This is a genomic window from Mycobacterium sp. E3247, from assembly GCF_001667785.1.
GTDB lineage: Bacteria > Actinomycetota > Actinomycetes > Mycobacteriales > Mycobacteriaceae > Mycobacterium.
Map to the genome: position 1 here is coordinate 1 of NZ_LZJG01000028.1, position 23532 is coordinate 23532.

28 protein-coding genes are annotated in these 23532 nt (G+C 64.5%); 11 read left to right on the forward strand and 17 right to left on the reverse strand.

Annotated elements, in window-relative coordinates; genetic code table 11:
- Positions 1-405 precede the first annotated feature (405 nt).
- Positions 406-735 carry a hypothetical protein gene (locus tag A9X04_RS01115; protein WP_231985629.1) on the forward strand — a complete coding sequence of 110 codons (330 nt, stop codon included), beginning with the start codon at positions 406-408 and terminating at the stop codon, positions 733-735.
- A 78-nt stretch (positions 736-813) separates the two neighbouring features.
- Here the strand turns inward: A9X04_RS01115 and A9X04_RS29315 are convergent, their stop codons facing one another.
- Complete coding sequence (locus A9X04_RS29315) at positions 814-1053, reverse strand: hypothetical protein (protein ID WP_082974729.1); 240 nt, start codon at positions 1051-1053, stop codon at positions 814-816.
- A gap of 114 nt (positions 1054-1167) precedes the next feature.
- Here A9X04_RS29315 and A9X04_RS01120 point away from each other — a divergent pair, with 114 nt between their 5' ends.
- The gene (locus A9X04_RS01120) at positions 1168-1557 is read left to right on the forward strand and encodes a hypothetical protein (protein ID WP_067916924.1); all 390 of its coding nucleotides are present in this window, start codon (positions 1168-1170) and stop codon (positions 1555-1557) included.
- A 22-nt stretch (positions 1558-1579) separates the two neighbouring features.
- Positions 1580-2158 (forward strand): zeta toxin family protein, encoded by a 579-nt coding sequence (locus A9X04_RS01125; RefSeq protein WP_067916926.1) that lies wholly within the window; start codon positions 1580-1582, stop codon positions 2156-2158.
- A 26-nt stretch (positions 2159-2184) separates the two neighbouring features.
- On the opposite strand, the gene A9X04_RS01130 is transcribed toward A9X04_RS01125, so the two are convergent.
- The 3 genes from A9X04_RS01130 to A9X04_RS01135 all read right to left on the reverse strand — a co-directional run bounded on the left by A9X04_RS01130 (position 2185) and on the right by A9X04_RS01135 (position 4462).
- On the reverse strand, positions 2185-2520 hold the full coding sequence (locus tag A9X04_RS01130) for an SDR family NAD(P)-dependent oxidoreductase (RefSeq protein WP_082974731.1): 336 nt from the start codon (positions 2518-2520) through the stop codon (positions 2185-2187).
- Positions 2521-2633: 113 nt separating this feature from the next.
- The gene (locus A9X04_RS29320) at positions 2634-3035 is read right to left on the reverse strand and encodes a nitroreductase family deazaflavin-dependent oxidoreductase (RefSeq protein ID WP_082974733.1); all 402 of its coding nucleotides are present in this window, start codon (positions 3033-3035) and stop codon (positions 2634-2636) included.
- 125 nt (positions 3036-3160) lie between these two features.
- Positions 3161-4462 carry an EAL domain-containing protein gene (locus A9X04_RS01135; RefSeq protein ID WP_067916928.1) on the reverse strand — a complete coding sequence of 434 codons (1302 nt, stop codon included), beginning with the start codon at positions 4460-4462 and terminating at the stop codon, positions 3161-3163.
- 263 nt (positions 4463-4725) lie between these two features.
- Here A9X04_RS01135 and A9X04_RS01140 point away from each other — a divergent pair, with 263 nt between their 5' ends.
- Positions 4726-5688, forward strand: a complete 963-nt coding sequence (locus A9X04_RS01140) for an alpha/beta fold hydrolase (protein WP_067916929.1) — start codon at positions 4726-4728, stop codon at positions 5686-5688.
- A gap of 173 nt (positions 5689-5861) precedes the next feature.
- Here the strand turns inward: A9X04_RS01140 and A9X04_RS01145 are convergent, their stop codons facing one another.
- From A9X04_RS01145 to A9X04_RS01160, 4 genes are all read right to left on the reverse strand, one after another.
- Complete coding sequence (locus A9X04_RS01145) at positions 5862-6797, reverse strand: SAM-dependent methyltransferase (RefSeq protein WP_067916931.1); 936 nt, start codon at positions 6795-6797, stop codon at positions 5862-5864.
- A gap of 425 nt (positions 6798-7222) precedes the next feature.
- Complete coding sequence (locus A9X04_RS01150) at positions 7223-7468, reverse strand: hypothetical protein (RefSeq protein ID WP_067916933.1); 246 nt, start codon at positions 7466-7468, stop codon at positions 7223-7225.
- Between the two features lie 326 nt (positions 7469-7794).
- Positions 7795-8607, reverse strand: coding sequence for a PPOX class F420-dependent oxidoreductase (locus tag A9X04_RS01155; RefSeq protein ID WP_067916935.1), 813 nt, complete (start codon positions 8605-8607; stop codon positions 7795-7797).
- A gap of 87 nt (positions 8608-8694) precedes the next feature.
- Positions 8695-8925: a DUF167 domain-containing protein gene (locus A9X04_RS01160; RefSeq protein ID WP_067916937.1), complete on the reverse strand. Its 231-nt coding sequence runs from the start codon at positions 8923-8925 to the stop codon at positions 8695-8697.
- Between the two features lie 198 nt (positions 8926-9123).
- Between A9X04_RS01160 and A9X04_RS01165 the strand changes: the two genes are divergently transcribed.
- Positions 9124-9330, forward strand: coding sequence for a hypothetical protein (locus A9X04_RS01165; RefSeq protein ID WP_067916939.1), 207 nt, complete (start codon positions 9124-9126; stop codon positions 9328-9330).
- Between the two features lie 123 nt (positions 9331-9453).
- Here the strand turns inward: A9X04_RS01165 and A9X04_RS01170 are convergent, their stop codons facing one another.
- Together A9X04_RS01170 and A9X04_RS32010 are read right to left on the reverse strand one after the other, a co-directional pair.
- Positions 9454-11694, reverse strand: a complete 2241-nt coding sequence (locus A9X04_RS01170) for a bifunctional diguanylate cyclase/phosphodiesterase (protein ID WP_231985631.1) — start codon at positions 11692-11694, stop codon at positions 9454-9456.
- A gap of 498 nt (positions 11695-12192) precedes the next feature.
- Positions 12193-13449: a PPE family protein gene (locus tag A9X04_RS32010; protein ID WP_156764168.1), complete on the reverse strand. Its 1257-nt coding sequence runs from the start codon at positions 13447-13449 to the stop codon at positions 12193-12195.
- A gap of 161 nt (positions 13450-13610) precedes the next feature.
- Between A9X04_RS32010 and A9X04_RS01180 the strand changes: the two genes are divergently transcribed.
- Positions 13611-14228 carry a TetR family transcriptional regulator gene (locus tag A9X04_RS01180; protein ID WP_067916944.1) on the forward strand — a complete coding sequence of 206 codons (618 nt, stop codon included), beginning with the start codon at positions 13611-13613 and terminating at the stop codon, positions 14226-14228.
- A 36-nt stretch (positions 14229-14264) separates the two neighbouring features.
- On the opposite strand, the gene A9X04_RS01185 is transcribed toward A9X04_RS01180, so the two are convergent.
- Positions 14265-15350, reverse strand: a complete 1086-nt coding sequence (locus A9X04_RS01185) for a methyltransferase (RefSeq protein WP_067916945.1) — start codon at positions 15348-15350, stop codon at positions 14265-14267.
- 506 nt (positions 15351-15856) lie between these two features.
- Between A9X04_RS01185 and A9X04_RS31230 the strand changes: the two genes are divergently transcribed.
- Positions 15857-16156: a hypothetical protein gene (locus tag A9X04_RS31230; RefSeq protein ID WP_082974737.1), complete on the forward strand. Its 300-nt coding sequence runs from the start codon at positions 15857-15859 to the stop codon at positions 16154-16156.
- A gap of 71 nt (positions 16157-16227) precedes the next feature.
- Here the strand turns inward: A9X04_RS31230 and A9X04_RS01195 are convergent, their stop codons facing one another.
- The 3 genes from A9X04_RS01195 to A9X04_RS01205 are packed head-to-tail and all read right to left on the reverse strand — an operon-like array spanning position 16228 to position 17486.
- The gene (locus A9X04_RS01195; RefSeq protein WP_067916983.1) at positions 16228-16623 is read right to left on the reverse strand and encodes a DUF4267 domain-containing protein; all 396 of its coding nucleotides are present in this window, start codon (positions 16621-16623) and stop codon (positions 16228-16230) included.
- Positions 16624-16646: 23 nt separating this feature from the next.
- Positions 16647-16964: an NIPSNAP family protein gene (locus A9X04_RS01200; RefSeq protein WP_067916949.1), complete on the reverse strand. Its 318-nt coding sequence runs from the start codon at positions 16962-16964 to the stop codon at positions 16647-16649.
- 45 nt (positions 16965-17009) lie between these two features.
- Entirely contained in the window at positions 17010-17486 is a 477-nt protein-coding gene (locus tag A9X04_RS01205) for a DUF1772 domain-containing protein (protein ID WP_067916951.1), read from the reverse strand.
- 99 nt (positions 17487-17585) lie between these two features.
- On the opposite strand from A9X04_RS01205, the gene A9X04_RS01210 reads away from it, so the two are divergent.
- Together A9X04_RS01210 and A9X04_RS30185 are read left to right on the forward strand one after the other, a co-directional pair.
- Positions 17586-18176, forward strand: coding sequence for a TetR/AcrR family transcriptional regulator (locus A9X04_RS01210; protein WP_067916953.1), 591 nt, complete (start codon positions 17586-17588; stop codon positions 18174-18176).
- Between the two features lie 45 nt (positions 18177-18221).
- Positions 18222-18359, forward strand: coding sequence for a hypothetical protein (locus A9X04_RS30185; protein ID WP_197508978.1), 138 nt, complete (start codon positions 18222-18224; stop codon positions 18357-18359).
- A 32-nt stretch (positions 18360-18391) separates the two neighbouring features.
- On the opposite strand, the gene A9X04_RS01215 is transcribed toward A9X04_RS30185, so the two are convergent.
- Both A9X04_RS01215 and A9X04_RS31235 read right to left on the reverse strand, forming a co-directional pair.
- On the reverse strand, positions 18392-19927 hold the full coding sequence (locus A9X04_RS01215; protein ID WP_156764169.1) for a hypothetical protein: 1536 nt from the start codon (positions 19925-19927) through the stop codon (positions 18392-18394).
- A gap of 103 nt (positions 19928-20030) precedes the next feature.
- Positions 20031-20312, reverse strand: a complete 282-nt coding sequence (locus A9X04_RS31235; RefSeq protein ID WP_369804366.1) for a hypothetical protein — start codon at positions 20310-20312, stop codon at positions 20031-20033.
- On the opposite strand from A9X04_RS31235, the gene A9X04_RS30765 reads away from it, so the two are divergent.
- The gene (locus A9X04_RS30765; protein WP_197508976.1) at positions 20242-20460 is read left to right on the forward strand and encodes a hypothetical protein; all 219 of its coding nucleotides are present in this window, start codon (positions 20242-20244) and stop codon (positions 20458-20460) included. The genes A9X04_RS31235 and A9X04_RS30765 overlap by 71 nt on opposite strands.
- Positions 20461-20523: 63 nt before the next feature.
- Positions 20524-21222 (forward strand): DUF899 family protein, encoded by a 699-nt coding sequence (locus tag A9X04_RS01225; RefSeq protein ID WP_067916957.1) that lies wholly within the window; start codon positions 20524-20526, stop codon positions 21220-21222.
- A gap of 14 nt (positions 21223-21236) precedes the next feature.
- On the opposite strand, the gene A9X04_RS01230 is transcribed toward A9X04_RS01225, so the two are convergent.
- On the reverse strand, positions 21237-23504 hold the full coding sequence (locus A9X04_RS01230) for a bifunctional diguanylate cyclase/phosphodiesterase (RefSeq protein WP_067916959.1): 2268 nt from the start codon (positions 23502-23504) through the stop codon (positions 21237-21239).
- Positions 23505-23532 lie beyond the last annotated feature (28 nt).

Genomic DNA, 23532 nt, shown 5'->3' on the forward strand with positions numbered 1-23532 from the left:
AAAACAGCGTTGACTGTGTTGGTCAGCGAATGGTTACGCACTATCCCCGCGTTCGTGTTAGATGCTGAGTCCGTGCCTCCGGTTATCCTCGAGGACGCGGTCCGGCTGTCGAGTTTGCCGCTGCGCTGGCACTAAGTCAGACCGCGGGCGGGTAATTGCCGTAGATGCCGCGCTGGTCGCCAGATTCAGCTCAGCACCGCGCAACACACAGTCCAGTTACGGCCGCCGCGCCCGCGGCTGTGAGCGCGGCAATAGCCGACCGTAATGAAGCCTTCCGTTTCGCCGCGCCGCTCCCCTGCCGGAGACGCGTTTCGAGGAATATGCACGAATCGAATATGGAGGGTTACCAGTAGAGTACGGCGCACAGCGGCGGGATCCAGCCCGGCCAGCCCGTAAGGTCTTCACATGAGTAGCCGCCCCGCGGTCAACGCACAGACTCGGAATGCGTCGCTGACGATGTACGTATTTCTGTGGCCGCGCCCGGGTATGGATGAAGCCCTATCTGCCTACGAGGACACCGTCCTAGCGCTGGTTCCTGAACACAACGGGAAGGTTTTGCGCCGGGACCGTACCGACGGCTCAAGTCGCTGGCCGCTGGAGATTCAGCTGTTCGAATGGGCGTCGCAGGAGGCGATGGATGGTTACATGGCTGATCCACGGCGCACGGCGCTGGCCGCCGAGCGCGACGCCGCCATCGCCCGCACCCAGATCGTGCCGGTCCAAACCAACCGATAGAGCAGCCGCCGGCCGCGGGTCAGCGATGACGTCAGCGAAGTGGTCGGGATTCGCCAGGCCGTAGCCTCGCGGCGGCGGTCAGACCATTACATCGCCGCGCGTGATGGTTACCGCTCCCCCGGTTAGATCGACGCGATCGCCGTTTAGGTGCACATCGATATAGCCGCAGTCGATATCCGTCTCTCCAGGTGCGGTGACGACTAGGCCGCGCGCCTTTAGCATGCCCACTGATGCGAGATCGGGCTTGATGCAGCGAACAGCATCGGCTGAGTCGAGTTCGGCAAGCAGGTCAAGTCGTCCCCGCGCCGCCTGAGCCATCCCGCCTCGGGCCATCGTGAGTTCAACAGGACTACTGCATTCGGGTTAGCGAGTAGTCTGCGCCTTGTAGCATTCCGCTACAAGGCGTAGCATCCTGCTACAGGAGGTGCGGACATGACCAACGTCGCCGACCGCGTCACCAGGGTTGCCGCCGACCTTGTGGACAGCGCGGCTGCTGAGGGTGCTCGCCAGAGCCGGTCGGCCAAGCAGCAACTCGATCATTGGGCTCGGGTGGGCCGGGCAGTGTCGAGCCATCAAACGGCCTCGCGTCGCCGTGTCGAGGCCGCCCTAGCCGGTGATCTCGACACGAACCACCTGTCCGAGGATGAGGGCATCGTCTTCAACGCGGAGATCTCGGCCGCTATCGAGGAGTCGCTAGCCACCGCCCATTACGGTGACTTGCTGTCAGCGCGCGGCATCACGACGGTCGCGCTCAACGACGACGGCGAGATAGTCGAGTACCGGCCCGACGGAACCACCTCGGTGGTCGACGTCGACGGATGAGCCATGACTTCGCGAGGCGCCGGTGAGGCGGCTCGACCTCGTCGTCGGCCCGAACGGCGCTGGTAAGTCGACGTTCATCGCGTTCACGTTGGCGCCGTTGCTGCCACGCAGCGTTCTCGTCAATGCCGATGAGATCGCCAAGCAGCGTTGGCCCGATGATCCAGCTGCGCACGCCTACGATGCAGCGCGGATCGCTGCGGATACCCGCGCCAAGCTGATCGAGGCTGGCGTGTCGTTCATCGCCGAGACCGTCTTCTCCCATCCGTCGAAGCTGGACCTTATCCGCTCCGCCCACGATGCGGGCTACGTCATCGCTCTGCACGTGATGCTGATTCCCGAGGGCCTCGCCGTCGAACGCGTGCGGCGGCGCGTCCTCCACGGCGGTCACGACGTCCCCGAGGGCAAGATCCGTGAACGGCACCGCCGATTATGGCAACTGGTGGCCAATGCGATCGAGATCGCCGACACCGCAACGATCTACGACAATTCACGCCTCGACGGGCCCCGAATTGTCGCCCAACTGACCGCGGGCACGGTCATTGGCGCACCGACGTGGCCGGCGTGGGCGTCCGACAAGCTATCGCGACGCTGGCCGGGCTAGGTGCGCTTGGCTCGAGCTGTCCACGATCAGCGCCGCAGCAATCGGTGGCCACTCTGAAAGAAAGCGGTGATCATCTCCGGCGTGAGATCGGCGACCGGCGCCAGCGTGACCGAGTCGCCGGCGGTGTAGACGAGGTGGTCGATGTCGCCGATGTCAGCGGCCAGCTGCTCGATCGCCGCATGGTCAGTGAGGTCGACCGTTGCGCCGCGGGCGTTTTCGGGCAATTGGGCCAGCGCGCGAGCGACGCTGGACTCATGCCGTGAAACCACAATGGGTATGGCGCCGCGGTCCCCCGCAGCGGACGCTACGCCTAAGCCGATGCCGGAGGTGCCGCCGATGACGAGGACACGCGCATTGTTCAGACTTACGGATCTACCCTACTGAAGGCCTGCCCACGCACGCGCCACGCGCGGCCTTCGTCTCACACGTTCGATCGGATCCGCCCGTAAAAGTGGATTACCCGTGGTGTCCGCGACTAGGTCGCTGCGGGTGTCGGAGGGCTAGTGAAGCGTAGCCGGAGAAAGTCGGTGACATTGGCGAACCGAAGGATCCCTCGGACTACGGGGTGCGCGTGTCGCCGCTGTTCATCGTGCAAAAGTTCGGGTGATGCGAGCTTTATCCGGCCGCCCCGCACACGAAGTTCGCATCCTCCTGCGGCGATGACGTTGCGCACCCAGTCAGCCTCTGGCCCAAAGGGCAGGGCTATCACATAGCCGTCAGGCACCCTGAAAACATTTACGGGTGTACGGTATTCGCGTTTGGAATTGCGCCCGGTGTGCACCACGACCCCGAATCCCGGCAGCCACGGCGCCAGCTGGCCAACAACTCGGTTAGTGGCACGACGGTTGAACCTCGCGAGCGACCTGTGTGCTGGCATTGCATCTCCTATCTAGACTGATCGCCTCGTCTCTGGACATAGGTCGGACACGGGGAGTGAAACGGTCGAGAACAGTCGGCCTTGCGCTGGGCGTCGCACTGAAGATGCGGCGGCACGTGCTCCGGCTAACGCACTTTGACTTGGTATGGCTGAGCCCCTGGTTGAGGTGGCCCCAGGTAAAGGCCTTGGCCGTATTCGATACCGAGACGAGTCAGTGTCTCGAGCTGGCTGGCTGTCTCCACAGCCTCGGCCACTAGCTTGGCGTGCAGCTCCGATGCCAGCGCGTTCAGTGCGGTCACCAACGCACGTTTGACGGGATCGTCGTCGATGCCGGCGATCAACTCCCCGTCGATCTTGATGATGTCCGGACGCAGCCGCAGCAGTTGGGTGAAACTGGCGTATCCGGCGCCGGCATCGTCGACTGCCATCTGTATGCCGCGATCGCGCAGAGGTTTCAGACCCGGGCCAAGGTCATCGGGAAACGGTTCATGCTCGGTGATTTCCACGATCAACGCCCGGTCCTGGGCCGCCAGCATGTCTTGAATCGCCGGTTCCAGCACGGCGCTCGGGCTCAGATTGACGGCGACTGGGCAATCACTGGGGATGCGGCGAGCAGCACTCAGGATGGTGTGCATAGCGGCGTGTTCTAATTCGAGACCTCGGCCCAGGCGCCGGGCAGCGCTGAACCATTGTGTTGGGGTGAACTCCGACGATGCGGGAAAACGTATCAACCCTTCGTAGGCCGTCGTCGTCCCGCTTGCCAGATGGATGATGGGTTGGAAGACCGCGCTGAGAGCGCTCGGCTGTGCCAGCAGTTCGTCCAGGCGGTGTCGCAACTCCTCGGTCTCCACTGCTTCGGGCAACATCACCGAAGCGATGAATCGCGCCGTGAGGGCGCGCTGCCCGCGATCCTCGCTGTCGGTCATCACGTGGGTCAGCAGCGTTGAGAGTTGTGATTGGGCGCCGATCACGGCGGAAACGAACTCACTGATGTCGAGCATCGCGTCGACATCAGCGTCAGTGAACGCACCGGGGGTTGTCGCGGCCAGCAGCAGTGAACCGATGGCTTCGTCGTTGTACATCAGGGGAATCGCGGCCCAAGACCGAGTCCCCCATTGTTTGTTCATCGCGCGAACTCGTGGTGACAGTCGGCGGTCTACAAGCGCATCGGCTATCAACTTGGGGTGTTTCTCACGCGCCGCGAGACCCTGAAAGCTGTTCTGTTTGGGCACTACGAAACCCGGCGTACTCGCAAGCACGCCGTGTCCGGAAACGGTCACGTAGGCGTTGTCGGAGGCGCGAAGCAGGGTAACGGCCGCTCCATCGGCTTTCTGCATGAACGCGCAAGCCTGCTCCGCGACGCGACCCATCAAAGACACTGGATCCATGGACGCGGCCAGTGTCTGAACCAGGCTCTCCACATTCATCCCCGTTCCCAGCCGCGCGTCAGGGTTGCGGAATTACGATACCGACGTGCCCCCAATTCCGGGCGTTATTCAAAGTTGCAACCAATGTCTGAAAGAAAGCCGCATTTCACCGCAGAACGCAGGCATCGACGAAGCTGAGGCACGCCAGCAGCGACAACACCGACGACGGTGGGTGCGGATGCCGCACCAATGTGGCATACCTTTATGCGAAGCACCCGATGTGGACTACGGCGGGCCACGCTGCCCGGTGGAAGGATCTGCGCGTGAGAACTGGGCTGGTGGCGGGGGTCGCGCTCGGGACCACCGGCGTGGTGGGCTGCGCCGCCGCGCGGGAAATCACCACTCGCATCGGGCGAAACCCCGACCCCTTCCCCCGTGAACGGCTGGTCGTCGAACCCACCGGGGAGCGCGTCACGATCCCTCGCCCCGACGGTACCGAGCTGCATGCATTGGTGGCCGGCGAGGGCCCGCCCGTGCTCTTGGTCCACGGCTACAGCGCCAACGTCCTGGAGTGGAACCTCGTGTGGGATGAACTGCAGGCCCGCGGGTTTCGGGTCATCGCCTTCGACCAGCGCGGCCACGGGCACTCGACCCTCGGTTCCGATGGAGTTGGATCGCAGCCCATGGCGGCCGACTTGGCAGCCGTCGCAGAGCATTTCGATCTTCGCGACGCGGTCCTCGTTGGCCACTCGATGGGCGGGTTCGTCACCATCCGCGCGATGCTCGATCACGTCGGCTTGGCGGCCCGCCTGCGCGGTCTCATCTTGTTCGCCACCTGGGCGGGCCGCATCCTGGACGAGGCGCCGCAGAACCGGTTGCAGATCCCCCTGCTGCAACTCGGCATCATTCAGCGGTTGATGCGTAACGAGACTGTCGCGACGCTGTTCGGTGCCGCGCAATGCGGAGCGCGCCCGTCGCCGGCCATGATCGCGGTGTTCGTCGAATTCTTCAACAAGCACATGCAGGAGCACGGGCCGCTACTGCCGATCGTGCGGGCGTTCTCGCGTGAGGACCGGTATCCGCGGCTGGGCGAGATCACGACACCGACGGTGGTGATGGTCGGCACCGCCGATCGCACGACACCACTCAGCCATTCACGCCGGCTCGTTGAGGGCATTCCCGGAGCGCGGCTGGTCTCGGTGCCCGACGCCGGACACCTGCTGAACTGGGAGGCGGCCGACGAGCTCGTCCAGGCTGTCCAATCCTTTGCCCCGCAACGCGTTTGATTCCGCTCGCGATGCCCCGCTGACGCAGCTCGGCATCCGAGGTCTAAGTTTTCCGATTCTGCGGAAAAGTGCGATCCCGCGCGAGAATCGCCACGCCGAGCGGTAATTGAGGGCCGGCTCAACCACCGGGTCCCTGATCGCGCGGGCCGGCGGGATGGGAGTTGCCGCTAACGCTAACGGTCTGTGCTCAGCGTTGAGCTGTAGTAGGTGACCCCATTCATCGTCTGTCGATCATCGTCGGCCTGCGCGATCGCCCCTAACCCGTGGCGAGCGAGCAGCGCGGCCATCGGAGTTGGGACCGACGTCCAGCCGTGTGCATCCAGGTACGCCCCCACGTCGTGGCGCTCACCCTCAAACCCGATCATGTCGAAGTCGAGTTCGAAGCCGTGGTCACGCCACTTGGCCGTCGCCTCGCGCATGCGTTCGCGCGCTGCGTTGGGGTCCATGTCGGCGGTATTCGGCACAGCCTCACTCCCGAGTCGGCTACCCGGCGCGCTCAGCGCAGTGACCGTGTCGAGCAGCCCATCCTGGGCCTCCGGTGTCAGATAGCCGAATAGGCCTTCGGCGATCCACACCGCGGGCCTCCCGGTGTCAAAACCCGCTGTCGCCAGTGCCGTAGACCAGTCGTCGCGCAGGTCGATGGCGACCGTGCGCAAGTCAACTTTTGGTTTGGCACCGAGCTTGGCCAGGGTCGTGGTTTTGAACTCGATGACAGCCGGTTGATCGATCTCGAACACCGTCATCCCTGCGGGCCAGTCCAGTCGGTAGGCGCGGGAATCAAGGCCCGAGGCGAGAATTACGGCTTGGCGGATGCCCGCTGCCGCGGCATCGGCACACAACTCGTCGAAGTACCGCGTGCGGGCCGCAATCGATGCGGGCATCTGCGCCAGGCCCCATGGGCTGCCCTCGGCGTCGAGATCCGAGGCGAGGAGCTCACCGGTAGCCCAGCGGGTCAGAAAGCTCACACCGACGGCGTGCACCAACGGCTCGGCGAAAGGATCGTCGATGACCTTATCCCTGGTGGCGATGGCCCTGGCCGCCGCCGCCATGGTGGCCGTAGTTCCCACCCTGGTGGCCGGACCCCAGGTGTCGTCGTCGGGTTGTGTCATCGTGAACCTCCGAAAGTCGCCTGGATACAGTACAACCCCTCATCCTCGATCGGCCCACATCCCGTCAGCGTCTCGGGTTACCAGCAAACTACTTCGTTCTCATCTTTTGAAATGAGACCCGCCTCGACCGCGCGTCCCTACCCGGGGTATTTCGATCCGCTCAAAATTCTTGGACAGCAGCGGTTTTCGACACAGCTCTGACTTCAACGATGGTCCGCATCTGCTGGGCGCAGTTTGTCTCATGACGAGGCCTTGACGTCCTCTCCCCCGGCGACGTCACGCGGGGGCGGTATGTAGGACTCGAATACGGCGGATTATCAACTTTGTGCTGCAGCACTTTTCAAGCTGTTCGGCCATGCCGATGACTTGTGGCCCCCTGATCGAGTTCTCTCGTGCGGGTTTAAGGCCACGTGCCGTATCCGCTGCTAGCCCATTGTCAAGATCGCGCCCGCGGCGACGCCGATCACCGCCACGAGGGCTACCAAAATCACCGTGATCGCCGCGCGCAAGATCTCTTCTTCGGTGGCGCGCCAGCGCGGCTTCAATTCGGCGAGAACAGTTTCCCCGCGACAGGCAAAGGCGTTGACCCTGGCGACCGCCAAAGTGACATCGTCATGCGCGTCGACCGCGTCTTTCTCGACTGGCTCGTGCGCGGCGATTGCGGTCGTCATATCAGCCCCCTAGGCTCGCGGATGCCGATCGGCGTCGTTTGCGGATCTCGCGTAAATCCAATGATACGAGTGCGAAAATCACGATTTCGGTAACGATCCTTAACGGTCACAGCACAGAGTCGTGCTCCGCGCCAACCATGCTCGGCTGACGGCGCCCTTACCGCTACGCCACCTCGCCGTGGGGCGGGAGTGGGCGCTTGAATTGTGCAGAAATACCCTGCACCACAGCGTTACCGGACGATGCCATGTTCGCGGCCCAGAAGAGCCGGTGATTCATCTGGCGAATCAATTCCGATCCGCGCCGAGGAGAGGTGACCACAACGGTGCTAGCTCGGCGATTCAGAAAGCAGAGTCAGCTCCGCGTGTATGGTGCGGCCGAACTTGGACCGCAAGAGCCGGTGCGCCGAAGGCACCAGCACGCCATGCAGAAAAGGATATTTCTGCCGCAGCAGACGTGCCGCCTTCTGGTATTCAGCGCCCTCTAGCAGACGTGCGCGCCCAGATAGCGCGGATCCCACGGGCTTGCCCGATGCCGTTGCCGGGCAGAATTCGACGCTGGGATTGCGGCGAATCCTGCGCACCTTGACCGCCCGTTCGAAACTTCGAAAATACGCGTGATCCCCGTCTACCACGATGCTGACCGGGCTGGAGCCGGCCGTGCCGTCTTTGCGAAAGGTCGTGAGGCTGATCGTCTTTTGGCGCACGAATGGCGCCAACGGCGGACTAGTCGCCGTGCCAACGGCGCCCAGGACGTATCCGAGCTGACGTAACCGCAGCACGAGTGCCAGAACCAGGGCAACGGAAATCACACCGAGCGCCCACGCCTGGCCGACGGAGCCACCCACGTCCAGGTCCACAATGTGGTTCACCGTGTGCACGGTGTTCGCCACCAGGAATCCGGCCAGCGCCGTGGCCAGCGCATCCGCCCAAATCAGGGCGAGTAGCAGGGCGAGGCCCAGGCCGACCTGGAACGCGCCCACGTCATGCAAGAAGTGGCGGTGCGCATCAAATGCGACGGCATCGGCGAACGAATTCGGATCGACGAGGCACCAGATCCCGATCCCCGCGGTGGCGACCCCTACGGCCGCTGTCACCGCAATCAGGTAGGTCTGCGCCGGTGTACTCAATCGATTCATGATGCCGCCCTTCCGACAGTGCTTCCTTGCCTCTGCTCGCTAGACGGAATAGGACGGCGGTATGTGACACGACGTACGAGGGTGCTGCCCTCAGCGGCTCACGCGGAAACGTTTGAGCCGCGACGTCGCTCCGGATGTCAATTCGACCCGGCTTCTGGGCAATTGAAGGTGGGCTGCGAGTAGCCGGGTGGCGGCATCGTTGGCCTTGCCATCAACCGCTGGCTCCCGAACGTAGATGGTCAGCTCACCATCCGGGCCAACCTCGACGAGGGGGCCCTTGCGACTGCCGGGTTTGACCCTGACGACGACGGAGTCGGTCATGCCGCGTAACGCTACCGGTCGGCGGCCATGACTCCCCCGCTAAATTGCGCTGGCACTTCCGCACGTGGAAGCGGTCACGTCGGACGGTGTCGAGATCTTCTGCGGTTCGCCCCGCCGGGCTCCTACGAGCAAGACTCGATACCCACTGACGCCGACTACCGGGCATGGCGCGACGGTCTCCAGGAGCGCGCCAACCAGGTGACCGAACCTGGCCTGTCGGCCCACGCGCAACGGGCTGCGGCGCTGGCGCGAGAATTCATGAAAGACGCCAACCCGATGAACGACGAGCTGGCCAGACAAGACCCGCTGAATGTGAAATTGCCGCCATCGGCCAAAGCGGCGGGTGAGGTTAACCATGAGTTTGGCGACGAGATGGCCGCCTTGGCGCGCGCCTGCCCCGCCTGAGCAGCTCGGCAACGCAGAATAATGGCGAAATCGAAATGCCCCGCCCAACAAGCATATTGAGCCGGGTATCCGGAACTTGGAATGCCTGATTGTTGCGGTAATCGGTGACGTGTTGCCCGGTTCTTAGGTGGCGCTAGAAGATATGGCGATATCGACGAGCTCGGATGCCGCCCCGAATAGGTGACCTTGTGCCAACAGGCATCCGGCTTTGAAAACCGTTTCGGCCTGCTCGACTACTTCTATCCCTTCGGCGATCACGTCGAGCCCCAGCGCCTCGCACAAACCGATGACCGACCGGTACAACGTCAGGTTTCGGCCCGGCGCGACGCCCACTGCGAGGCCGCGGTCGAGCTTCACGATTTGCACGGGCAATTCGTGAAGGTACGTCAGCGAGTTGTAGCCCGCGCCGAAGTCGTCCAAGGCCACCCTGATGCCCAATTCGGACAACCGTCTGATCGCGGCCGCCCCGTCGGCGAGGTCAACGACGGGAACCGTCTCGGTGATTTCCAGGACTAGCCGGCGCGGCGATAAGCGGTGTCGCCTCAGCGTGCGGCTGATGACATGTTCGAATTCAACGCTGCCAAGTCGTGCGGCACCGACATTGATGTGGAGGTCCAGATGGAGGCCGGCGGCCTGGATCTCTGCGCAGGCCAGATCGAGCACCATGGCATCGAGTTGGGCCCCCATGCCATTCGCTTCGGCCAGGGAAACGAATGTCTGCGGAGGAATCTGTATCCCGCTTGGTGCTGTCCACCGGGCAAGCGCCTCTACCGCGACGGGGACGCCTTGTGGGAGAGACACCACCGGCTGATACTTCAGCCGAAAGCCCTCCGGAATGCGCCCCTTCGCGTGCCGGAGCGCCGTCGAAAAATCTTCCGACACGCTGAATGCCGGGTGGTAAACGACGGCGGTGTCCTTGCCCAGCCGCTTACCGGTGTACATCGAGATGTCGGCCTGCCTGAGCAGGTCGTCAGACGTCGGCGGGAGGCCATCACATACGGGGCTAACCAGGCCCATGCTGGCGCGCACCCGCACCGAACTCCCCTGCACCGAGAACGGGCTCCGTAACGCCACCCGTAGCGTGTCGGCGAAGATCTCGGGTGCCTCGACACCACCTGGGATCAGGATGGCGAACTCGTCTCCCCCGATCCGCGCCAGCGTGTCACCGGGGCGGAGGCAACGCCCTAGGCGCTCGCTGATCGCGCATAGCAGCTCGTCGCCGGCGGCGTGCCCGAATCGGTCGTTGACCTCTTTGAAGTCGTCGATGTCGACGAAGATCAAGACGAACGGCCCATCGTGTATCGCTTCGTCCAGCCGCTGCGCCAACAACAATCGATTCGGTAGTCCGGTCAATGCATCGTGGTGGGCCTGGTGTGCAAGTCGGCGCTTGGCGTCGACGAGCTGTTCGGTCAACATCCGCTGTACACGCATCGCCACCACGTAGCGGGTCGCGACCAGCAGCGCCATCGCCAGATAAGTGCTGACGAAGATCGGATCTACCATTCGGCCGATGAGCACGTGGAACGCGAGGAGTGCGGTGCTGCCCATGAAGCCCACGTAAGGCAGCGTCAGCTGCGCCCAGTTGGTGGGTTGTTCCATCTCGTCGTGGGGCGGTCGGGGCCGCGGTGGCAGTTCAAGCAGGCTCCACGTGATCAACACCGGCGCGATGACGAATCCGGTGCCGATCCACAGGTCGAGCGTCGTCACTCCGACGCTCCGGAGGTAGGCCAGCAGCCTGTCCGAGGAGGTGAGGGTAATCACCGCGGCTGCAAGCAGCATGTAGTTCGCCCGGCCGGGCCGATACGGCGGATACCACATCGCAACAAGAACTGCGGCCACCACCACGACGAGCTCAACAGCGGCGATGCCGAAGACCACTGCGGAATTCGTCGACCGCGGCAGCGCGGCGCCGCCCATGGCGCCCAGACGGGCGACGTACACCAAGTGGCAAAATGCCAGGGTCACCAGCGAGCCATCGAGGACGGTGGTGATGACCCCCGGCCACATCCGTAGCGATGTTCTATCGCCGGCATGGTTGCCGGCACGCACGAGAAGCACCATCGCGGTGCCGAATAACAGTCCGGCGAGAAAGTAGCCGATGACGGCTGGTTGCGGCGCGGTTGCCGCGCGGTCCTCGGCTCGACTCAGCCACGAAAGAAACTCGGCGGTCAAAAAGGTAGCGATCGCCACGAGGAGCGCGACCCGCCACCACCGCCACAGGCCGGTCACCCGGCGCGTGACGGCAAGCCCAACGAGTAACGCGCCGAAACAGATCGTTGCTTCGAGGACAAACTGCACACGTTGCGCCGTTGCGACTCCCCACAGCCCGAGCGCGTTGAACCCCGCCGCGGCGACGACGACCACAGATAGCCCGCGACACAGGCGACGACTCCCAAACGGCAACGCGCCCCCTCCAGCCCGCGGCGTTGACGCTCAATATCCTGACAGAACAATCTGATGGCTGGACCGTTATTGCAGGATTACTGCACGCGGTTTCACCGGCAAATTTGCAGACCGGCCAGCCGAATGGTCGCAGGTCGGAATAGTCCCGTTACCACCCGTCCGTCTGTTCCCGCCGACGGACCCGCCTAACCGCAAAGTCCGGGAAACGCGGCGGAATTGCAGACGGTGAGCGTTAGCAATGGCTTAATCCGATTGCACACAAACAGGTTTCGTTTGCCGATTATCGGGCGGGTCGTCCCGACTAATGATTCGAAGTCGAGGATTGGGTTGACATGAGCACGGGTGGGCGGATCACCGTTGCCATCAGCGTCTGCTGGAAGGTGTGTCCCGGCAACCTTTCTGGAATGACCGGCGGGTCGGCGGCACGGATCCCCGCGGCCTACCACGACTCTCCTACCCTCAACCGGCACCCACCAGGTTGCCGCTCAGGTCGGCACCGGAAACGGTCTGAGCCCATTCCAACAGCTCATCCACGTTGAGTTGAGGCTGAATTCCTGCGGTACCCGCGAGGCCCGGGGACGCCAGGCCGACCGCGACGGGGGCCCCTGATGCGCTCGACGAGCTAGGGATGGGCGTGACGGTGGTGACGCTGACGGTCCCGAAGACGTTGGTGATGGACGCGCCGGCGGGGCCGGCGATGGCGGTTGCGGTGTTTGCGAAGGTCTGGACGGCGACCTGTTCAGTGCCGACAACGGGGAGCGTGGCGGAGCCGTTGACGAGACTGACCAGAACCTCCTGGAACGATCCGGGGGCAAGGACGATCGGACTCGAGCCGGCGGTGACGTTGACGCCCGCGGGGATCAAGACACCGCCCTCGGAGCAGTCGATAATCGTGTGAATCGTGCTGCCGGGGTTGACGATTACGGTGCCGAAGCTGATGAGGTTGGTGCCGGTCCCGGTGATCGTGATCGACCCGCTGTTGAGGTACATGCCGGTATCGGCCCCGACGGCGATGGTGTCTCCCGGCGCGACGGTGACAGTTTGGCCCGGAACGACGGGCCCGACGGTGTCGGCGGTGGTGGAGCTGAGGGTGTGCATCGTCGCATTGGTCGAGGCGATCTGCTGTGTCGCGCCGGCGGCGTTGCCGGCGGCCTGCGCCACGGTCTGGGCCTGGGCGCCCTGCCCTGCCGGGTTGGTCGTCTGCGGCGGCTCGTCGAACGGCGCCAAGCTGCTCGCCGTCTCGGCCGCGGCGGCATATCCATACATCGCTGTGGCGTCCTGCGCCCACATCTCCATGTACTGGGCTTCGGTGGCCGCGATCGCCGGGGTGTTCTGTCCGAAGAAATTGGTCGCGATCAACGCCATCAACTGCGCCCGGTTTGCCGCGATCACCGGCGGGGGCACCGTCATTGCGAACGCCGCTTCGTAGGCCGCCGCCGCCGCGTAGGCCTCGGCGGCGGTTTGCGCAGCCTGAGCGGCGGTAATAGACAGCCACTCCACATAGGGTGTGGCCGCGGCCGTCATCAGCGCCGACGAGGGGCCGGACCATGCCTGGCCGGTCAGTCGGGCCAACTCGGCCGCGTAGCCGCTGGCGGTGGATTCCAGCTGGGCGGCCAACGCGTCCCAACCTGCCGCGGCCGCCAGCATCGGCCCCGACCCGGGCCCGGCATACATCAGCCCGGAGTTGACCTCCGGAGGCAGCGACGCGAAGTCCATCTCGTCAGTCCTCTCCGCGGACGGGCGGTGGCTGGTTCAAGAGCCACTCGAGGACTTTTCAACGGCCATAGAATAACTCTCACGGGGAGCGTACATCCGCCGTGTCACCTTTTCAATAGTTATTGAAATGATATGGTTCGCCCGTGTCGTCACCTGGGAAGATGGTGAAGCGCCGCGGTAGACGCCAAGGCGAGCCGGTATCGCGCGACGCGGTCCTTCGCGCGGCAAAGCGGCAGTTCGCCATGCATGGCTATGACAAGACGACGCTGCGGGTGATTGCCGACGATGCGCGAGTAGATCCGTCGATGGTCCTCTATCTCTTCGGCTCGAAGGCGGCATTGTTTCGCGAGTCGATGAAGTTGGTGTTGCCGTCTGACCTGCTCACGACTGAGCTCGCCCGAAAGGACGACGACTTGGGTTGCCGCGTGGTGCGGACCTACCTTGGCCTCTGGGAGCAACCCGATACGGCCGCGAGCATGGCGTCGATGGTCCAGTCCGCGACGACGAACAGCGATGCCAACGATGCATTTCGCGGTTTCCTGCACGACTATCTGTTCACCGCGGTGTCCAGCACCTTGGGCGGTGGTGAAGAAGCGCGACTGCGCGCGATGCTGGCCGCGACCAACCTCGTCGGCACCGCGATGCTGCGATACATCATGCGTGTGCCGCCTCTATCGACGCTCGGGGTTGATGAGGTGGTTCGGTTGGTGGGGCCCGCAGTGCACCGCTTCTTGACCATCCCCGCCGAGGAGTTGGGGCTGGATCTGCCGTCGCAGTAAGCCGGCCACGCGCCGATGCGGCGGTCGATGCGTCGACTACACCGCGGTCGCCTCGACGACGCTCAGCGGCGATACCGTGTCGACGACGCGGTTCAACCGGAAGCCGGCTCGGCTGAAAAGCCGACCATATTCGTCCGCGGTGCGTTCGCGCGCGCCGGCGACGACCAGCATTTCGATGTCCACCCACTTGCCGTGGAAATCGCGGTCGTGGTCGGGAATGACAAACTCGCAGAGCAACAGTCGCGCGCCGGTGCGGGTCGCGATGCGAACGTTCTTCAGGATGCGGACCGCGTCTTCCTCGGACCAGTCGTGGATGACGTTCTTGAGCACATACGCGTCGCCGCCCTCCGGCACGGAATCGAAAAACGAACCCTCGTCGATCCGGACGCGGTCGTCGACACCGTACTTGCGAAACAATTCGGGAGCGTCCGCCACGACCTGCGGAAGATCGAACAGCACACCACGCGAATTCGGGGCCGTCTCCAGGATCGCCGCCAGCAGCCGACCGTGTCCCCCGCCGACATCGACGATCGTGCCGAAAGCGCTGAAGTCGTAGGCCGCGGTCACGGGCACGGTCGCGAACTCGGACACGTTGGTCATGGCCGAGTTGAAAATCTCCCCTAGCTCCGCTTCTTCAGCCAGGTACTCGAAGGCCGGTTTGCCGCGAAGCTCGGGGACCACCGCTTTCCCGGTCCGGATCGCGTCGGTCAGGTGGCTCCAGTGCTCGCGATGTTGGGGCGACCCAACCCACCGCGCCATCCCGGCCATTGACACGGGCGCATCGGTGCACAGAGTGTCCGCGAGCGGGGTGAGTGCATAACGCCCATCGCTGCACTGGCAGAAAATCCCGATGCCGATCAGCGCGCGCATGAGCCGACTCAGGGCGTCGGCGTCCGCGCCGACTCGGTTCGCCAGCTGCTCAGCGGACAGCGGGCCATCCGCCAGGGCGTCCGCCACGCCGAGATCCGCGGCGGACGTAATCGCTTGAGCAACCCACGCATTCAGGATCAACTCCATCATCACCGCTGTAGGCGGAGCGAACCGTTGGCGCAACCGTGACAGGCGATGACGGACCTGTTCAACGGCTCGCGCGACCTTGACCGGCGCAACCTCGGACGTCAAGCGACTACCCTTCTCGTTCGCATTCGCCACGATTGGCGCGCTCCGCGGCTGAATTCTCTGTAGGACTATGCCCGCAAGTTCGCTCTATTTCAATGGGTATTGAAATAATGCTTCGATTCATCTACGGTTTGGACAGGGGCCGGATGAACGGAGTCGTCATGTCACGTCTAGCCACAAAGGTCGTCGTTGCCGCGGTCCTCGCATTTACTGCAGTAACAGCTACCGGATGCCTCCCCACGACCAGCGTGCAACCGCCCCTGCAACCGCCCCTGGGCGTCGCGGCCGGGTAAAGGTGCATCGCGCCGAAAGGCCTAGCGGCACTTCGTGAGGCAGCCCTCCAACGAGCGCCCCACGCCGTTGGATCCAAGCGTCACCGCGGGCCGGCTCAGCGGGCAGATGACTTACGGCCATGCCTGGCGTCGTGCACGAGTCCGGGGTTACAGTGGGGCTCTCGGTCGCACCAATAGCGCGCGAATTCAATTTCGGTACGGGCGGTGATGAAAACAATGACCGGCACACTGCACAACGAGCACCTTCAGCACGAACACGTACACGGCGCGGGATGCGGTCACGTCGCGATCCCGCACGGTGACCATGTCGACTACGTCCACGACGGTCATGTTCATCGGCAGCACGAGAACCACTACGACGAATGCGAGCCGGCCGGCCACACGGTGCACGAGCACCACGATCACCGGCACGGCGACGGATGTGGCCACGTCGCGATCCCCCACGGGGACCACGTCGACTACGTGCATGACGGCTGTCGGCACGCTGTGCACGACGGACATTACGACGAGCACTGACACCCAAACCTCAAAGGGGACTCAGCGCTCGCCGTCGTGCACTGCTCCGGCAGCCGCCGCGGCCCACCGCGTTAGGAGACGAGCAGCAGCGCGGTCGTGACGAGCATGACGGCGGCGGTCACGCCGTGGACGCCCCAGGCGATCGACTTGGAGCCGCCGTTGCGCAACACAATGGCCGCGTCGGCGACCGGAATGATGGTGGCCGCCAACATCACCCAGCCGACCAGGTGGGTCGCGCCCGCGACCATCAAAATGACGACGACTAGCCCCGAGGCGATGTCGCGCACGCCTTTGGCGCTCAAATACGCGCCCGCACCCGGTTGGCCCGCACCCGGTTGGTCCGGATCGGGCAGCACCCCGTAGCCGGGGGCGGCGACACGCGGCGCGACGAGGAAGCGTGCGCCGATGAAGATGATGCCCGCCGCGAGCAGTCCGGCGAGCGTGTAGCCAATGATGGTGACGGTCATGTCGAGCACTCCTGTGGGTTTGGTCAGTGAATTGGTGAAAACGAGGTCGGGTCAAGCAGTGTCGTCTGGACGTCGACGATGTCACCGACGTCGAAGCCGGCCATGTCGGCGGCGAATTCCGGGCTCGCCATGATGTGGCGTGTGAGTTGTTCGGGGTCTGCGCCCGGTGGGTAGCGGATCAGCGCGACGAGCCGGTTTGAGCCGCCGCTCTGCTCGGTCCACACACCGGAAGTGGTCACTCCGAAGGTCTCGAAGGTCGCGAGATGGCGGGCCCAGTGCACCGTTGCATACTGCTCCAGAGCTGCTGGCGACCGCAGAGTGTAAATCCTGAGCTGAAACATCGAACTCGGTTCTCCTTCAGTCGAACCCGGCCGGTTATGAGCCCGTCAGATCGCTAGCGCGACGCACAGGGCGGCCACGGCCAGACCCTGGAGCACCGCGCGGGCATCGATGACCGAGTCCCACTTCGCTTGCAGCACGCGCCCGCTCGGGAGTGGTTGTCCGGCGTCGGCGGCCGCTGTCAGTCGTCGATTGATGGGCGCGCTGACCTGTGTGTAGAGCCCAAGCCAGACCAACAGCAACACCAGTGCGGCGGCCGCCGCAATCGCCTGCGGCCAGTGCGCGGCGACGATGGCCAGCACCGCGCTCGCCGCGGCGGCGACGATCCCGAGTACGCCGGGCACGGGCATTCGCCGATCTCCGTATCGATGCACCCTCCCCATGACCGCGACCAACGCGTCGTTGTCGATCGCCGCCAACGCCGGCCGCAACACGATCGCGCAGAACACATCGGTGCCGTAGACCACCGCGGTGCCCAGCACCGCGATCAGTGCGACAGCACGCGTGACGAAACCCAAGTCCATTTCGATCTCCTCTCACCGGCAACTGCTAGCGACGCTAACCCTTCCGCCGGTCGGCGTCAATAGCAATGCTAGATTTTCTAGTCGTGCTACCATTCGGGCATGGCCCTCGAAGATCGTCGTGAGCGTGAGCGCGCCGCCAGGCGGCGGCTGATCGTCACCACGGCCCGCAGGCTGGCCGAGGCCGAAGGCTGGGACGTCGTCACCACCCGCCGGCTGTCGACCGAAATCGAATACAGCCAGCCTGTGTTGTACAAGCACTTCACCGGCATGGAGCAGATCGCCGACGCCGTCGCCGTCGATGGATTCGGCGAACTCGCAGACGCGATTCGGGCCGCCCGCTCGGACGCGGGTGGGGCCGCCGACGCCCTCACCCGGATCGCCCAGGCCTATCTCGACTTCGCCCGCGACAACCCGGCGGTATACGACGCGATGTTCACCCGCACGACCACGTTGCGCTTCGCCGCCCAAGACACACCGCCTCAGCTGGCAGCAGCGTTCGCCGAGCTGCGTCACGCGGTCCGCCTGGTCGCCGATGAGCGGGATGCCGACGCGCTGACCGAGGTGTTGTGGGCCGCACTGCACGGACTGGTCAGCCTCACCCTTACCGGACGGCTACGCCCCGGCTACGACTCGGAACGCCTTCAGCTGCTCGTCAGAGAGTTCACCGGCGGGCGAGGGCCGACGCACTAGCCCAAACCAGGCAGCTCATCCAGCGCACGTTTGTTTGCTGATCCGGTGGATTTCGGCGCCGGGATTGCCGCGGGAGTACAGGATGTCATGCGCTTGGCGGACGAACGCATGTACGCCAACAAGCGTGCGCGCGGCCTGGCCGCCGACGACTCGATGCAGAGCGATACGGCAGGCCACCATTAGGCGCGTCGCTGCTACTTGTGCCGGTTGTTCACTCAAATCTGTTGTGAGACAAGCAATTCCGGGTCTTTGAGGATCTCAGACCCTGCTATCAGAAACTCTTTGCACCACAACTCCCCCACTCCGTCGGACCAGTCGGGCAGCACCATCGACGCGTGGTCGTTCGCCGTGCCCAATGCGACGTGAACCAGGGGACCGAGGACTTCGCCGAATGACGCGGCGCATTGCGATTCGCGGTCAGCCGCGTCCGCGGACTGCATCCATGGCTCCAACGCACGCCCCAGGTCCGCATCCGCGTCACGCTCATAGGACGCAAGGTATTGACCGACGGCTAACGGGGCTACCGGCCGGCTCACCACACCTGTGCGCTGCAGGGCCGCCGCGCCCTGGTCCGAACTACGTTGTGCTTCCACCTCCCGAAGATCGAGTTCGACGGATGCCACGCGTCGAAAATCGGAAGCCACCTGTTCTAAGAAAAGCCGTGCTGTCATGCCGGCGTTGGCTCGTTCTGCGATCTGGGCGCCCGATGGCAGGAGCGGACGAGAGAAGCGATCAACCCGGTCGAGCTGCCCGTCCCAGGCGAGCGACGCGGCCGAGACGACACGAACCAGTTCTGATTCCCTGGGGTCGCGCGTCGAGGGCGCCGCCATCACGATGCCGGCCCGCAACCTTCGCACCACTTCCTCGAGTGCCCGCGGTTTGCGTTCGGGCGTCGTCGAGATGCCCAAGATGGTCGCTACCGCGGAGGCCAGCTCCGGCAAGCCTGCCCTCAGGAAGTCGAGTTGGTCCTCCTCGTTTTGATCTGCTTTGTCACTCAAGGCGTCTGTTACCACGCGCAGCACGAGCACTCGCTCACACAGGCCCAACGAGCGCATTGCGGAAGCGATGCCGAAGGATTCCATGTCGACGAGCACGGGCTGGGTCGCCGTTCCGGAGTACAGGGCCAGCGCCAGGGAATACGTCCAGTCCTCCCTGGCGTAGACCGGACCGCTCGAATCGATCGGCACGGGTGCGACCCCTGGTGACACCTTGATTACTTTGTCGGTTGCCAGAACGTGCGCATCGGGAAGGTCCAGACCCGACACCGAGCCCGGAGCACCTGCCGACCCCGCCCGCATCTCGATCGCTTCGAGCGGAGCTTGCTCGTCGGGCTGCGTGCGGACGATCCACTTGTTCTTCAGCTTGACGACCTCGCCGTCGGGCGAGGCGACCACCACTCCCAACGACAGGTATGACACCCTCGCGGCCCGAAACACCTGACCCACATTCTTCGGGTCGACCGTCCCGCAACAGCCGTAGAAGAGGTAGTAGTCGGCCCGGTTCTCCCGAGTCGATCTGCTGAGAGCGGCCGCGGCCACGACATTCCCCTGGGCGCTGAGGGGATGGTGTTCCACCCTGGCTGTCCGGCCGTCGGACAGGCGACCCTCCAGAACTTTTCCGCCCGGCGCTGCCGGCGTCCAGATCGTTGTGCCGTCTACCGGTAGGTCAACGTGAAGGCTTGCCAGCAAGTCGGTTACGGCGACTGCTTCGTTCCTGGTGAACGTGAAGATTGCCACCGTCACGTCCGCCACGGCCACATCGTAGACCCGCGAGAGCCGCGTGCGGGCGATTGTTGACGCACCGACGCCGCAACCCAATTGGTTACGGCATCGTGGGTCCAGCGATTCGTTCCTACTAGCCCGCCGGCGGTACCACGGGCGGACGGCAGACGTTGGCGCCGGGGTCCCACCACCAGCCGTTGTCGCACGCGAGCGGTTGCGGCCCGACGCCAAGAGGCCGGCACACATTAGCCGTGGGGTCCCACCACTGACCCGGATCGCACGCTAAAGGCTGCGGGCCGACGCCGAGTGGCCGGCATACCTTGCCCGTCGGGTCCCACCACTCGTTGTCAGCGCAGTCCGCCGAACTCACCGCTGGCGTCGCGATCGTCACCGCTGCCGTCGACGCGAACGCCATCATGGCGACGACGACAAGGTGGCGAACCAACGTCCTCATCGTGGGCCTCCCCTCGTGCCTAACCTTCATCGAAGCGAGGCGGGGCGAAGGGGTCAAGAGCCCAGTGCACGCCGACGACGCTCCCGCGACCACGGCGGTCCTGCGATGAATTCCGGGCACTTCTCCGGTCAGACCCTAGGAGAAGAGCCAATCGAAGGAAAAGGTGGACCCGATGTCTTCTGAACGCACGGCCTTGCCGCCAGTCGTGGATCAGCAAACCTGGCGGGCCGCACTCGATGGATTGCGCAAACGTGAGAAGGCCGCCACCCGCGAACTGGACGCGATCGCCGCCCAGCGTCGGCGTCTACCGATGGTCGAACTGGTCGACTACACGCTGGTGGGCGCTGACGGGCCCATCCGCCTGGTCGATGTGTTCGGCGGCCGCTCGCAGCTCATCGTCTACCACCACATGTGGTCCGACGGCGCGGAGTGGCAGTGCAGCGGGTGTACAGGCTTTACGTCGCAATTCACCCGGCTGGATTTCCTCGACAACTACGACGCCCGGTTCGTCATCGTCACCAACGGACCGATCGAGGAAGCCCTGGCCTACCAGCGGAAGGTCGGCAACCGCATGGAGTGGTATTCGTCGTCGCAGAGTTCCTTCGCCGCCGACATGGACGCGCCGCCCGGCGGGGGCTTCGGGGTCAACGTGTTGCTGCGCGATGGTGACACCGTGTACCGCACGTGGCATTCGAACGGGCGAGGCACCGAGCAACTCAGCCACACGTTCGGGCTGATCGACATCCTGCCCTGGGGACGGCAGGAGGAGTGGCTGGATTCACCGGAAGGGTGGCCTTCGCGCCCGACTTATTCGGGGTGGCCGGGCTCCCCCGATATCGCCGCCGCCTACGGAGCGACGGAGAACGGGTGACCCGCGCCGCCGAACTACTGCGCCGCGAGCGCCGAGTTCGCGGGGACCCGCGGGATCTCGGACGCGGGTAACGGTGGGCAGAAAAAGTTCCCTTGTACGGCGTCGCAACCGTATTCCTTGAGCCGATGGGCCGTTTCGTAGTCTTCGACGCCTTCGGCAACGGTGGTGATGTCAAACCCCGATGACAACTCGATCACCGAGCGCACGATGGTGGCGGCGCGGTCGTCATGCAGGATCGGTGCGACGAATTCGTGGCCGAGTTTGACTTCATCGGCCGGTAGCTCGCGCAGATAAGTCAGGGTGGCATAGCCGCTGCCGAAGTCGTCGATGGCCACCCGGATACCGTTCTCGCGGAGACGATTCAGCACGGTGCGCGCCTTCGCCAGGTCGGCGACCACCAAATCCTCGGTGATCTCGATCGTGAGGGAACTGGGCGACATCCCGTAGTTGTCGAGCACGGACATGATGCGATCGGGCAGCGAATCCTGGTCGACGGACGGCGCCCCCAGGTTGATCGCGACAGGAATCGCGGCACCTGTACTTTGCCAGGCGGCAGCATCGGCGACGGCGCGTGACAGCACCAGATCGGTGAGGGCGTCCATCAGCCCGTGTTCGCGGGCCAGAGGCAAGAACTTGTCAGGCTCCAGCACGCCAGATCGCGGGTGTTGCCAGCGGACGAGCGCCTCTACCCCGGTGACGGAACCGGTCCACATGCTGAATTTCGGCTGGTATAGCAGGGTGAGCGAGCCGTTCTCGATGGCGCGTCGCAGTTCTCCGAGCAGTTGCAGTCGGGCGATGGCACCCTCGTATGCCGGCGACCCGCCAAGCGGGGCGTCCATTCCGGGGGCAAAGGTCCGCACACTGGTGGCGCTCGCCAGCTGGGCATAGGAGCGAGCCGCATCCGCCTGTTTGATCAGATCGCCCGACGTCGGAGCGGCGGCGAGTCCCGATCCGGCCGAGGCCACGCCGATGCTCACCCGAACGTCCAGGCGATGATCCTCGATGTCGACTGGTTCCTCGAAAGACCGGACCAGACCGTTGGCCACCTGCGCGGCCACGTCGGGACGGTCTTCGACCAGGACGGCGAATTCGTTCCCGCTTATCCGCGCAACCGTGTGACTGTCATTGGTATTGGCCTGGATCCGTTCGCCGACGCCGCGCAATAGTTGGTCGCCCACATCCTCACCGAGCGTGTCATTGACCAGCTTGAAATCGTCGACGCTCACCACCAGGACGCTGACCGGCACGCTGTGGTGAACGTGTAAGCGCAGCGCGTGCGCAAGGCGATCGTCGAAGAGTCGCTGATTCGCCAACCCCGTTGTCGGGTCGCGCAGCGCCGCGTCAGTCACCGCGACAAGGAGGCGTTGCTTGCGGTCCAGCAGCAGGATGTGGCGGATCAGGGTGGTGAGGAACAGCACCACGCAAACCACGAAGACGAACGCCTCGCCCCGGTATGTGGGCCAAAAGTGTACGGCGCCAACGACAATGGCCAGCAACACCGGCAGGTACGGCAGCCACAGTGACGCCCTGGACGAGGGTCGCGAAAACCCGAGGTCGGGTTCCGGCGTCGGATGAGAGGTGATACCGGACAGTGCGAAGAAGTACATTCCGCCGGCCCAGCCAAGAAGGACCAGGTCACTCGGCAACTGGTAGGCGTAATCCTGGTAGACGTGGACCACCCCGGTCGCTGCAATGACTCCCCAGCCCAGTGTCATCAGCGTCGGGGAAAGCTTGCGGCCCGTCTCGGCCTTCCTCACGATGATGAAGCTCATCGCAACCAGCCCGACATATACGCCCGCGGCGGTAGCCAACAAGATCCGCGGAACGCTCACCGACTGTGATGGGTGCGCCGAGCGACCCAGCGGCAGGAGGACGAGGACGACCACTAGCGAGGCGGTGATGAGGATGCCGTCGAGCAGGAGGTCGACGCCGAATCGGGAATCATCCCGACTCGGAATCGCAACGGCGGCGATCAACGCGCACAGCGGCAAGATGAGGTAGCCCATGTTCGCCGCCGAAAAATCCGCGGCCGGCAGAACGCCACCCAGGGCGACGTAGAACCACACCGCTTCGCCGGCCGTCCAACCGGCCAGGGCGATCGACATGACGATCCATGCAAACCGTTGGCGGCTTCGAGACGTGCGCGCGGCGCTGATCGAGCACCCGGCGGCGAATACACCCCCGACGACTGTCCCCGCCGAGGCGATGACCGCCCGACGCGAGGCATCGCCGGCACCGAACAACATCGCCGCGAACACGAGGAGGCCGATCGTCGCCAACACGACCAGCGCTCGTCGCCTTCGTGTCAGT

Coding starts and splice junctions, on each gene's coding strand:
- A9X04_RS31230 (WP_082974737.1), top strand. CDS start 15,857: ATGACCGGCACACTGCACAACGAGCACCTTCAGCACGAACACGTACAC.
- A9X04_RS01115 (WP_231985629.1), top strand. CDS start 406: ATGAGTAGCCGCCCCGCGGTCAACGCACAGACTCGGAATGCGTCGCTG.
- A9X04_RS01135 (WP_067916928.1), bottom strand. CDS start 4,462: ATGAATGTGGAGAGCCTGGTTCAGACACTGGCCGCGTCCATGGATCCA.
- A9X04_RS01145 (WP_067916931.1), bottom strand. CDS start 6,797: ATGACACAACCCGACGACGACACCTGGGGTCCGGCCACCAGGGTGGGA.
- A9X04_RS31235 (WP_369804366.1), bottom strand. CDS start 20,312: ATGGCGTTCGCGTCGACGGCAGCGGTGACGATCGCGACGCCAGCGGTG.
- A9X04_RS32010 (WP_156764168.1), bottom strand. CDS start 13,449: ATGGACTTCGCGTCGCTGCCTCCGGAGGTCAACTCCGGGCTGATGTAT.
- A9X04_RS29320 (WP_082974733.1), bottom strand. CDS start 3,035: ATGCCAGCACACAGGTCGCTCGCGAGGTTCAACCGTCGTGCCACTAAC.
- A9X04_RS01150 (WP_067916933.1), bottom strand. CDS start 7,468: ATGACGACCGCAATCGCCGCGCACGAGCCAGTCGAGAAAGACGCGGTC.
- A9X04_RS01180 (WP_067916944.1), top strand. CDS start 13,611: ATGGTGAAGCGCCGCGGTAGACGCCAAGGCGAGCCGGTATCGCGCGAC.
- A9X04_RS01210 (WP_067916953.1), top strand. CDS start 17,586: ATGGCCCTCGAAGATCGTCGTGAGCGTGAGCGCGCCGCCAGGCGGCGG.
- A9X04_RS01195 (WP_067916983.1), bottom strand. CDS start 16,623: ATGACCGTCACCATCATTGGCTACACGCTCGCCGGACTGCTCGCGGCG.
- A9X04_RS29315 (WP_082974729.1), bottom strand. CDS start 1,053: ATGGCTCAGGCGGCGCGGGGACGACTTGACCTGCTTGCCGAACTCGAC.
- A9X04_RS01205 (WP_067916951.1), bottom strand. CDS start 17,486: ATGGACTTGGGTTTCGTCACGCGTGCTGTCGCACTGATCGCGGTGCTG.
- A9X04_RS01200 (WP_067916949.1), bottom strand. CDS start 16,964: ATGTTTCAGCTCAGGATTTACACTCTGCGGTCGCCAGCAGCTCTGGAG.
- A9X04_RS01225 (WP_067916957.1), top strand. CDS start 20,524: ATGTCTTCTGAACGCACGGCCTTGCCGCCAGTCGTGGATCAGCAAACC.
- A9X04_RS01160 (WP_067916937.1), bottom strand. CDS start 8,925: ATGACCGACTCCGTCGTCGTCAGGGTCAAACCCGGCAGTCGCAAGGGC.
- A9X04_RS01120 (WP_067916924.1), top strand. CDS start 1,168: ATGACCAACGTCGCCGACCGCGTCACCAGGGTTGCCGCCGACCTTGTG.